This is a genomic window from Luteibacter sp. HAY1-4A, from assembly GCF_056755355.1.
Genome location: NZ_JBNDHZ010000083.1, coordinates 1 through 9,773 on the forward strand (window position 1 = coordinate 1; position 9,773 = coordinate 9,773).

Consider the following 9,773-nt stretch of genomic DNA (forward strand, 5'->3'; position numbering starts at 1 on the left):
CGGGACCGGGCCCGGGCCCCCACTTTTTCGCACTGCCGCAGCAGCCAGGCTTCGGCAATGGGCAGTTCCTCCAGGTCGTACTCGAACGTCCATTCGGCGCCGATGGACACCTCGGGCGCGTCGGTGACCACCGGCCGCCGGTCTTCGCCACGGCAGAGTTCGCGCAACTGGGCGGCGTGGCGCTCTCCCACGGCCTTGTTCAAGCGCCAGGCGTCCGCCCGGACGATGTCGCCGATGGTGCGGATGCCCACCCGATGCAGCGCCTCCTCGGCCACCTTGCCCACCGTCCACATGCGCCCCACGGGCAGCGGATCGAGGTAACCCCTGATCTCTTCCGGCGCGATGCGGAGGAATCCATTCGGTTTCGAAAGCTCGCTGGCCAGCTTGGCGAGGAGCTTGTTGTGGGCCATGCCCACCGACGCGTTGAGGCCGGTCCGTGCGCGGATCTCTTCCTTTACGCGACGCCCGATCGCTTCAACGGATGAGAACAGTCTCAAACTGGCGGTGACGTCCAGGAAAGCCTCGTCCAACGACAGGCCTTCGATCATCGGCGTGACCTCGGCGAAGACGCCGAACACCACGTTCGAGATCTCCTGGTAGCGAGCATGGCGCGGGACGATGTAGACACCGTCAGGGCAGCGCCGGCGGGCTTCCGAGGTGGCCATGGCGGAGCGCACCCCGTACTTGCGTGCCTCGTAATTCGCCGTGGAAACCACGCCGCGGCGCCCCAGGCCGGCCACGATGACGGGTTTTCCCACCAGCGAGGGGTCGTCCAGTTCCTCCACGGACGCGTAGAAAGCGTCCATGTCGACATGGATGATGGCGCGCTGGGCAGGCTGCATGGGACTATTGTGCCGCAAGCCCCGGGCGGGCTGGCGGCCCGCCGCTGGACTTGCATCGGCGCAGGCTATACCCTGTACGGCAATCGGGTGAACTTATTCGGGCGTCGCGCCTTCACCGGTCCGTTGCTGGGGCCGGCCGCGCTCTGCTCCCGACGTTCCTTCACAGACGGTGACCCTCCTGGGGTGTCCAGCGGCCATGCCTATCGCTCGTCGGCGACGATGCGTGGCATGCCGGGCGAGGTGGCGGTACGGCCGCCGGACGGCATCGATTGTTGCGCTACCGGTCGCCCAAGCGACCCTTCTGACGTGTGCCGATGACTAACGAGACAACCGAAGTCCAGGTGGTCGAAAAAGCCCAGGATGCCTTCGCGGGCATCCCGCAGCAGCAGGAAATGCCCCTCGCGCTGGTGCGCGGGCAGCCGGTGCTGCAGATGCCGCAGGATCTGTACATCCCACCGGACGCGCTCGAAGTCATCCTCGAATCGTTCGAAGGTCCGTTGGACCTGTTGCTTTACCTGATCCGCCGGCAGAACCTCGACATCCTCGATATCCCCGTCGCCGAAATCACCCGGCAGTACATGGACTACATCGAGATGATGCGCGAGGTTATGCGCCTGGAACTGGCGGCGGAATACCTGCTGATGGCCGCCATCCTGGCGGAGATCAAGTCCAGGTTGCTGCTTCCCCGGCCGCCGGCCGAGGAAGGCCTGGAGGACGATCCCCGCGCCGAGCTGGTGCGGCGACTCCAGGAGTACGAACGCTTCAAGAAGGCCGCGGCGGATATCGACGAACTGCCGCGCCTGGAACGCGACACTACGGTGGTCCACGCGTTCGTGGGCGAGCACAACGTGGTGCGCGTGCCGCCTCCGCTCGACCTCAAGGAGCTCCTGCTCGCGCTCAAGGACGTGCTCAACCGCGCCGACCTGTTCACGCACCATGCGATCCAGCGCGAGCCGCTCAGCGTGCGCCAGCGTATGGGCGACCTGCTCGGCACGCTCAGCGAAGGCGGCGGGTTCCACCGCTTCGAAACATTGTTCGACGTGAGCGAAGGCCGTCTCGGCGTAGTGGTCACCTTCCTGGCCATGCTCGAACTGGCTAAGGAAATGCTCATCGAAATCGTTCAGGAAGAGGCCCTCGGGCCGATCTACCTGAAGACGAAGGTACAGACCGAGGCCGAGCCGGAAGAAGCGCTCGCCTGACGGCTCCCACCCGGGGCCACGTCAACCATTACCCAAGGGCCTATGCATCCCGAACAGCTCAAACCCATCGTGGAAGCGGCGTTGCTGGCGTCGACCCAGCCGATGACCATCGCGCAGTTGAAGGCGATCTTCGGCGAGGACGAGGACATCGCCACCGAGGAACTCACGCAGGTCCTGGCGGCGCTCGGCGCCGATTGCGAAGGCCGTGGCGTGGAACTGGTGGAAGTCGCCTCCGGATGGCGCTACCAGGTACGGCGCGAGGTGCATGGATGGGTGTCGCGCATGTGGGCGGAAAAACCGAGCCGCTACTCGCGTGCCCTGCTGGAAACCCTGGCCCTGATCGCCTACCGCCAGCCGATCACGCGGCCGGAAATCGAACAGATTCGCGGCGTGGTGGTGTCGTCCAACATCATCAAGACGCTTGAAGAACGCGAATGGATCCGCGTGGTGGGCCATCGCGACGTACCGGGCAAGCCGGCGCTGTTCGGCACCACCCGCGCCTTCCTCGACTACTTCAACCTGAAGTCGCTGGACGCCCTGCCCCCGCTGTCGGAAATACGCGACCTCGAGGAACTCAACCCGCAGATGCGGTTCGACGGCGATGCGGAACCCGCGGCGGCCCGCGCCGCGATGCCGGACGACGCCGAAGGCGAAGGCCTGGCTACCGATACCACCCAAGACGACACGGCGCCCGAGGCGGAAACCCTCGAAGCGACCGCAGACCAAACCACACCCCCTGACACGCAGCCTGACGGCGACGACCTCGCCGCGGCTTCCCCCACTGCCGAAGAGGCAGAGAATCCCTTAAGCGACGCCGACGACGGCGACGCCGAGAAAGACACCGAGGAGTCACGCGCATGAATGCGCCACAGCGTTCCCTGCTCACCTTGAAGCGCGGCGGCAATGACGCCGCCGATACCACACAACAACTCGAAGAGCGCCTGCACAAGGTGCTCGCCAACGCCGGACTCGGCTCGCGCCGGATGCTCGAACAGCGCATCCAGGCCGGCGAGGTCGAGGTTAACGGCACCGTCGCCACCATCGGCGCCAGCGTGCATGCCGGCGACCGCGTCGTCCTCGACGGCAAGCAGTTCGTCGTCGCCACGGATAACCGTACCGACGCGGAAGTGCTGGTCTACCACAAGCCGGAAGGCGTGGTGACCACCCGTGAGGACACCGAAGGCCGTCCCACCGTGTTCGAACAGCTGCCGCGCCTGCGTGGCGCGCGCTGGGTCGCCGTGGGCCGCCTCGACATCAATACCACCGGCCTGCTCCTGCTGACGACCGACGGCGAACTCGCCAACGCGCTGATGCATCCGAAGAGCGGCCTGGAGCGCGAATACCTCTGCCGCGTGCACGGCGAAGTGCCCGACGAAGTGATCGAACGCCTCAAGGCCGGCGTGGAACTGGAAGACGGTCCCGCGCGTTTCGACGAGATCGGCGTGATCAGCCGTGGCGGCAGCCATAGCTGGTTCCGCGTCACCATCCGTGAGGGCCGCAACCGCGAAGTCCGCCGCTTGTGGGATTCGCAGGGTTTCCTCGTGAGCCGCCTGAAGCGCATCCGCTACGGCTCGGTCGAGCTGCCGCGCGCACTGCGCCGCGGCGATTGCGAATCGCTCGACGAAACCGCCATCAAGGAACTGCGCGAGCGCGCCGGCCTGGGCGCACCCGCTCCGGTGCTGACCCTGAGCGCCGTGGTGCACCAGCGCCGCGCCCCGCGCCATGTCACCGAGTACCGTCCCGACACCCGCACCACCGGTGCATGGAGTTCGGCGCGTCACGATGAGGCACGCGAACTCACCGCCTTCGATCGCATCCGCGACGACAACCCGCGAGGCGGCCGCGGTGGCCGCGGCGGCCGCGTGCCGGCCGCCGGCGGCGGTCAGCGACGTGAGGTCAACGGTAACGTCGCCCGTCCGGAACGTGCCGGCGGCGGTGCGCAGCGCAAGTCGCGCCGCGTCGCCCCCGGCCAGGAACTGCCGTCCATTCGCACCTGGTTCGCCGGCGACACCCGCACGGGTGGCGGTGGCGCGGCCGGCAATACCGCCGGCAACCGCGGACCTCGTCCCGGCGGTCGTCCCGGCAACGCGGGCGGCAATCGCGCGGCGGGCCAGGGCCCGGCGCGCAGCGAAGGCAATCGCGCCCCCGGCGCCCGTTTCGAAGGCGGCGGCAATCGCGGCGGCCGTCCGGGCGGCGGTGGCGGCAACCGTGCCGGTGGTCCGGGCGGCGGCGGCAACCGCGCGGGCGGCCCGCGTCCCGGTGGCAATCGTGGCGGACGCCCGGGTGGCGGTAACCGCGGTGGTGGCGGTGGCGGTGGCGGTGGCAACCGCGGCGGCAATCGCTGAGCCCGATGCTCACGATCTGGCATAACCCCCGCTGCTCGAAATCGAGGGAAACCCTGGCCCTGCTACAGGCGAAGGGTTTTTCCCCGGCCGTGGTCGACTACCAGGCCACGCCGCCCTCGGCCGCGGACATCGAGCGCGTGCTTGGCCTGCTCGGCCTCGAGCCGCGCGGCCTGATGCGCAAGGGCGAAGATGCATACGCTGCCCTGCCGGACGATCTCACGCGGGCACAGCTGATCCAGGCGATGGTGGACACACCGAAGCTGATCGAGCGGCCCGTCGTGATCAACGGGAACAAGGCGGCCATCGGCCGCCCGCCCGAAAACGTCCTGCACATCCTGTAGGGTCGCGCCCAGCGCGCTCCTAACCCCGGTGCCGCGATGCCAGCTTCGCGGCGACGGCGTCGAAGCCGATACCGCGCGCGCGTAGCGCCACCATGAGGTGGAACACGAGGTCGGCGGCTTCGCCGATCAACGCATCGTCGTCCTGCGCCACCGCGGCCAGCGCGGCCTCCACGCCTTCTTCGCCCACCTTCTGCGCGATACGACGGATGCCCTCGTCGAACAATGTCGTCGTATAGCTCCCGGCGGGACGTTCGGCATGCCTCGACGCCACCAGCGCATCCAGCTCGGCGAGGAATCCCAATGCAGGCGCCACGTCGTCGCCGAAGCAACTCGACGTACCGGTGTGGCAAGTGGGGCCCGCGGGGAGTGCGCGCACGAGGATCGTATCCGCGTCGCAGTCAAGCTTCACATCGACGACCGCCAGGGTATGGCCGGACGTCTCGCCCTTCGTCCACAGGCGCTGCTTGCTGCGGCTGAAGAACGTGACCAGCCGCTGCTCGCGTGTAGCCCCCAGGGCCGCCTCGTCCATGTATCCGAGCATCAACACTTCGCCCGTTCGCGCATGCTGCACGATCGCCGGCAGCAGGCCGTCGCCTTTGGCGAAATCCGCATTCGTGCCGCTCATAACCTCACCTCGATGCCTTGCGCCCGCAGCTCTTTCTTCAGTGCGGGAATGCCAATGTCGCCGGAGTGAAACACGCTTGCCGCCAGTGCCGCATCGACGTCCGCGTCGCGAAACACATCGGTGAAGTGCGCCGGCACGCCCGCGCCTCCCGAAGCCACCAGCGGCACGCGGCTGACCGCCCGGGCGGCCTTCAGCTGTTCGATGTCGTAACCGCGGCGGACACCGTCCGTGCCCATGCAGTTGAGCACGATCTCGCCTGCCCCGAGTCGCTGTACCTCGTCGATCCATTCGAGCGTGGGTTTGCGCAACGCGCGCGTGCGCGACGGATCGCCCGTGTACTGGCGCACGCGCCACTCGCCGTCCTCGTCGCGCAAGCTGTCGACGCCCACGACCACGCACTGCACACCGAAGGCATCGGCCAGTTCGCCGACGAGCGCCGGACGTTCCAGCGCGGGCGAGTTGATCGAGATCTTGTCGGCGCCGGCGTGCAGCACCTCGCGCGCGTCTTCGACACTGCGAATGCCGCCCGCCACGCAGAAAGGAATGTCGATCTCGCGCGCTACGCGTTCCACCCAGTCGCGGTCGACGCGGCGGCCTTCGGGACTCGCCGTGATGTCGTAGAACACCAGTTCGTCGGCGCCTTCGTCGCGGTAACGAAGCGCAAGCTCCACGATCTCGCCCACGACCACGTGGTCGCGAAAGCGAACGCCCTTCACGACTTGTCCGTCCCGCACGTCCAGGCACGGCACGATGCGGCGGCTCAACATGACGCGTTCGCCCTTTCGGCCACGGTGAAGGCATCGGCCAGCGCGAAGGCGCCCTCCAGCAGTGCGCGTCCGAGGATCACGCCTGCCGTTCCCTGCAAGACGAGCGCGGCGATGTCGTCGAGCGAACGCACGCCGCCGGAGGCCTGCACCGCCAGCGACGGTGCCAGGGCTCCGAGGTGCCGGTAGAGCGCCACGTTGGGGCCGCTCATGGTGCCGTCGCGATCGATGTCGGTGCACAGCACGTGCCGCGCCCCTGCCGCTTCGTACCAAGGCAGCAGATCGTCGAGCGTGCGTACCTCGTACGCCGTCCAGCCCGCGCTGGGAAGGCGCCACTCGCCGTCGAGGAAGCGCGTGTCCAGGGCGAGCACGATCCGCTCGGCACCGTACCGGGCGATCCACGAGGCCACGGTGTCCGGCGAGCGCATGGCCACGCTGCCTACCACCACGCGATGGACGCCCGCCTCAAGCAGCCGGAGCACGCCCTCCTCGTCGCGAACGCCACCGCCCGCCTGCACGCGAAGCCGTCCACTGGAAGCGATGCCGGCCACGGTGGCGAGGTTTTCGAAGCGCCCGGTGCGCGCGCCGTCGAGGTCGACGACGTGCAGCCATTCGGCGCCCTCGTCCGCATAGCGGGCCGCCAGTGCCTCCGGTTCGAAAGCGAAGGTGGTCTGCTGGGCATAGTCGCCCTTGTAGAGGCGCACGACCTTGCCGTCGCGCAGATCGATCGCTGGAATGGGAAGCGTCATAAGGAAAGGAAATTCCGCAGGAGCTGGGCACCCAGTGCGCCCGAACGCTCGGGGTGGAATTGCATGCCCATGAAATTGCCGGCGCCGACGACGGCGGCGAAAGGCGTGCCGTGCTCGCTCGTGGCGAGCGCGTAGTCGCCGTCGGGAACGGCATAGCTATGGACGAAATAGGCCGCGTCGCCCTCACGCAAGCCGGCGACGAGCGGGTGGCTACGTGCGACGTGCAAGCCGTTCCACCCCATGTGCGGCACGCGCAGTCCCGGGCTCTCTGCAAAACGCCGCACCGTCGCGGGAACGACACCCAGGCATTCGGTGTCGCCCTCCTCCGACCGCTCGCACAAGAGCTGCATGCCGAGGCACACGCCAAGCACCGGCTGGCGCAGGCTGCGAATGACATCGATGAGGCCCGCCTCGCGCAACATCCGCATGCCGGGGCCGGCCGCGCCCACGCCAGGAAGGATGACGTGGCTGGCGCCGCGGATGCGATCCGCATTCGACGTCAACTCTGCGTCGGCGCCAAGCCGCTGCAATGCATAGCGGACGGAGCCGATGTTCGTGCCGCCGGCATCGACGAGGACCACGCGTGTCACAGGCTGCCCTTCGTGCTGGGTAGATCGGCGCCTTCCCGCCGCATGGCCTGGCGAAGAGTGCGAGCCACTACCTTGAAGCAACCTTCCACCATGTGGTGGGCGTTGTCGCCATGCACCGTCAGGTGCAGGTTGGCACCCAGCGTCTCGCACAGGGAACGGAAAAAGTGCGGCACGAGTTCCGTCGGCATGTCGCCGACGCGCTCGCGCGGGAACGAACCCTCGAAGACGAAGTACGGACGCCCTGAGAGGTCGAGCTCCGCCCGCGCGGCGCTTTCGTCCATGGGCAGCGCGAACCCGTAACGGGCGATGCCGCGCTTGTCTCCCAGCGCCTGACGCAACGCCTGTCCCAGCGCGAGCGCGGCATCCTCGATGGTGTGGTGCTCGTCGACGTGGGTGTCGCCGTCACAGCGAAGATTCAAGGCGAATCCGCCGTGCTTGCCGATCTGTTCGAGCATGTGGTCGAAGAAGCCCAGGCCCGTGTGCGCGACCGGGTCGGCCACGCGGTCGAGATCCACCGATACATGGATGGACGTTTCCCGCGTACCACGGCGGACCTCCGCCGTGCGCGGCGCATCGAGCAACACATGCGCGAAGTCGTTCCACGCCATACCGCCCTGGCCCACACGGAATCCGCGCACGCCCATGTTGGCCGCGAAAGCGAGATCGGTATCGCGATCGCCCGCCATGGCCGAGTGCATGCGGCTCCAACTGTCGTCGGCAAGCCAGTGGCGGGCAAGACCGGTGCCGGGCTTCCTCGTGTCCCGGTTCTCGTGCGGAAAACTGCGATCGATGAGCTGTTCGCGGAAGACGATTCCCTGGGACGAGAAGATGCGCAGTAGCAACCCGTGCGGGCCGTCGAAAGTCTCCTGCGGGAACGACGGCGTGCCCAGGCCGTCCTGGTTCGTGACCATCACCAGCTCGTAACCCGCGCCGATGCAGCGCTGCAGGGCGGCAATGACACCGGGCATCAACGCCAGCTTCTCATAGCTGTCGATCTGCTCGTCCGCCGGCTCCTCGATGAGGCAGCCGTCGCGATCGACGAAGAGGATCTTCCGGTTCATGCGCCCTCACCCGCGCGAAGCACCGCGAGCACGCGGTCGTTCTCGTTACCGGTACCGATGGTGATGCGCAACGCATCGCCCAGACCGGGGTATTTCGTGATATCGCGCACCACCACGCCCGCGGCCAACAGGCGACGGTAGGTGCCAGCCGCATCGTCGAAGCGCACCGCGAGGAAGTTCGCGTGCGAAGGCAACACCTCGCGCACGCCGGGGACACCCGGCAGCTCCGCGAACATCCGCGCGCGCTCGGTCAGGATCTCGTTCAGGTGGTGTCTCTGTACACGGCGGCCCTCGTACGAGAGCGCGCCCAGCGCAGCGTCGACGCAGGGAGACGGTAGCGGGTATGGCGGAATGATCCGGCGCAGGAGACCGACAACGTCGGGATGTGCGAGCAGCGCGCCGACGCGGGCGCCGGCCAGCGACCAGGCTTTCGACAACGTGCGCAATACCGCCACATTGTCGTAGGTATCGATCAACCGCGCGGCGCTGGGCATGCCGCTGAATTCGGCATATGCCTCGTCCACGACCAGCACGGCACGACCGGCCAGTTCCCGGACAAGCCGCTCCAGCACGTCCGGCGGCACGAGGTTGCCCGTGGGATTGTTCGGCGTGCAGACGAAGACCAGCTTCACCGCCGGCGTGACGGCGGCGAGTAGTGCCTCCGCGTCGAGTTCCCCCGATGTGCCGAGCGGCGATTCGATGACCGCGGCGTCCTGGATCCTGGCGCATACGGCGTACATGCCGAAGGTCGGTGGCGAGACCACCACGGCGTCCTGTCCGGCGCGACAGAACGCCCTGACCAGGAGGTCGATGGCTTCGTCGCTGCCGCGCGTCACGAGCACGCGGTCGCTGCCGCAGCCATACAGTTCCGCGAGCGTCTCGACGAGCGCGCGGGGTTGTGGGTCCGGATAGCGATTCAATCCGTCGCCACCGGGGATGTTCGGTGGGCGCGAGGATTCGTTCGCGTTGAGGAGCACGGTGCCCCCCTGCGCCTCCATACGGGCACTCGAATACGGCGACAGGGCGCGAATGTCGGGACGGGCGAGGTCGAGCACGCTCATGCGGTGGCATCCATGGCGGCGAGGCGCAACGAAACCGCGCGGCGGTGCGCCTCCAGTTGCTCGGCCTCGGCGAGTATTTCGGCGCACGGACCGATGCCGCGCAGGCCTTCGGCGGACAACTGCTGCACCGTGACCTGCTTCTGGAAACTGGCCACGGACACGCCGCTGAAGCTACGCGCGTAGCCATACGTAGGCA

General features: G+C 67.8%; 12 protein-coding genes. 4 read left to right on the top strand and 8 right to left on the bottom strand.

Going from position 1 to position 9,773, the window contains the following annotated elements:
* Positions 1–842: DNA polymerase IV (dinB, locus tag ACPYOD_RS18665; RefSeq protein WP_481303187.1), on the bottom strand; the 842-nt coding region annotated here is incomplete at its 3' end.
* 392 nt (positions 843–1,234) lie between these two features.
* Here dinB and ACPYOD_RS18670 point away from each other — a divergent pair.
* Genes ACPYOD_RS18670 through arsC form a run of 4 tightly spaced genes read left to right on the top strand, consistent with a single transcriptional unit; the run spans position 1,235 to position 4,727 of the window.
* The gene (locus ACPYOD_RS18670; protein ID WP_481303198.1) at positions 1,235–2,041 is read left to right on the top strand and encodes a segregation and condensation protein A; all 807 of its coding nucleotides are present in this window, start codon (positions 1,235–1,237) and stop codon (positions 2,039–2,041) included.
* A 42-nt stretch (positions 2,042–2,083) separates the two neighbouring features.
* Entirely contained in the window at positions 2,084–2,902 is an 819-nt protein-coding gene (gene scpB / locus ACPYOD_RS18675) for an SMC-Scp complex subunit ScpB (protein WP_481303188.1), read from the top strand.
* Complete coding sequence (locus ACPYOD_RS18680) at positions 2,899–4,386, top strand: pseudouridine synthase (protein ID WP_481303189.1); 1,488 nt, start codon at positions 2,899–2,901, stop codon at positions 4,384–4,386. The genes scpB and ACPYOD_RS18680 overlap by 4 nt, the downstream gene beginning before the upstream one ends.
* 5 nt (positions 4,387–4,391) lie before the next feature.
* Positions 4,392–4,727, top strand: a complete 336-nt coding sequence (gene arsC / locus ACPYOD_RS18685; protein ID WP_481303190.1) for an arsenate reductase (glutaredoxin) — start codon at positions 4,392–4,394, stop codon at positions 4,725–4,727.
* A gap of 19 nt (positions 4,728–4,746) precedes the next feature.
* Here the strand turns inward: arsC and hisIE are convergent, their stop codons facing one another.
* From hisIE to ACPYOD_RS18720, 7 genes are all read right to left on the bottom strand, one after another.
* On the bottom strand, positions 4,747–5,352 hold the full coding sequence (hisIE, locus tag ACPYOD_RS18690) for a bifunctional phosphoribosyl-AMP cyclohydrolase/phosphoribosyl-ATP diphosphatase HisIE (RefSeq protein WP_481303191.1): 606 nt from the start codon (positions 5,350–5,352) through the stop codon (positions 4,747–4,749).
* Positions 5,349–6,119, bottom strand: a complete 771-nt coding sequence (gene hisF / locus ACPYOD_RS18695; protein WP_481303192.1) for an imidazole glycerol phosphate synthase subunit HisF — start codon at positions 6,117–6,119, stop codon at positions 5,349–5,351. The genes hisIE and hisF overlap by 4 nt, the downstream gene beginning before the upstream one ends.
* Complete coding sequence (locus ACPYOD_RS18700; RefSeq protein ID WP_481303193.1) at positions 6,113–6,865, bottom strand: 1-(5-phosphoribosyl)-5-[(5-phosphoribosylamino)methylideneamino]imidazole-4-carboxamide isomerase; 753 nt, start codon at positions 6,863–6,865, stop codon at positions 6,113–6,115. The genes hisF and ACPYOD_RS18700 overlap by 7 nt, the downstream gene beginning before the upstream one ends.
* Positions 6,862–7,455 carry an imidazole glycerol phosphate synthase subunit HisH gene (gene hisH, locus ACPYOD_RS18705; RefSeq protein WP_481303194.1) on the bottom strand — a complete coding sequence of 198 codons (594 nt, stop codon included), beginning with the start codon at positions 7,453–7,455 and terminating at the stop codon, positions 6,862–6,864. Before hisH ends, ACPYOD_RS18700 begins: the two co-directional genes overlap by 4 nt.
* Positions 7,452–8,516, bottom strand: a complete 1,065-nt coding sequence (gene hisB / locus ACPYOD_RS18710) for a bifunctional histidinol-phosphatase/imidazoleglycerol-phosphate dehydratase HisB (protein WP_481303195.1) — start codon at positions 8,514–8,516, stop codon at positions 7,452–7,454. Before hisB ends, hisH begins: the two co-directional genes overlap by 4 nt.
* Complete coding sequence (gene hisC / locus ACPYOD_RS18715) at positions 8,513–9,577, bottom strand: histidinol-phosphate transaminase (protein ID WP_481303196.1); 1,065 nt, start codon at positions 9,575–9,577, stop codon at positions 8,513–8,515. The genes hisB and hisC overlap by 4 nt, the downstream gene beginning before the upstream one ends.
* Positions 9,574–9,773, bottom strand: a 200-nt coding sequence (locus ACPYOD_RS18720; RefSeq protein ID WP_481303197.1) for a histidinol dehydrogenase, incomplete at its 5' end; no start/stop codon positions are given. The genes hisC and ACPYOD_RS18720, both read right to left, overlap by 4 nt.

Coding starts and splice junctions, on each gene's coding strand:
- ACPYOD_RS18670 (WP_481303198.1), top strand. CDS start 1,235: ATGCCCCTCGCGCTGGTGCGCGGGCAGCCGGTGCTGCAGATGCCGCAG.
- arsC (WP_481303190.1), top strand. CDS start 4,392: ATGCTCACGATCTGGCATAACCCCCGCTGCTCGAAATCGAGGGAAACC.
- hisB (WP_481303195.1), bottom strand. CDS start 8,516: ATGAACCGGAAGATCCTCTTCGTCGATCGCGACGGCTGCCTCATCGAG.
- ACPYOD_RS18700 (WP_481303193.1), bottom strand. CDS start 6,865: ATGACGCTTCCCATTCCAGCGATCGATCTGCGCGACGGCAAGGTCGTG.
- scpB (WP_481303188.1), top strand. CDS start 2,084: ATGCATCCCGAACAGCTCAAACCCATCGTGGAAGCGGCGTTGCTGGCG.
- ACPYOD_RS18680 (WP_481303189.1), top strand. CDS start 2,899: ATGAATGCGCCACAGCGTTCCCTGCTCACCTTGAAGCGCGGCGGCAAT.
- hisF (WP_481303192.1), bottom strand. CDS start 6,119: ATGTTGAGCCGCCGCATCGTGCCGTGCCTGGACGTGCGGGACGGACAA.
- hisC (WP_481303196.1), bottom strand. CDS start 9,577: ATGAGCGTGCTCGACCTCGCCCGTCCCGACATTCGCGCCCTGTCGCCG.
- hisIE (WP_481303191.1), bottom strand. CDS start 5,352: ATGAGCGGCACGAATGCGGATTTCGCCAAAGGCGACGGCCTGCTGCCG.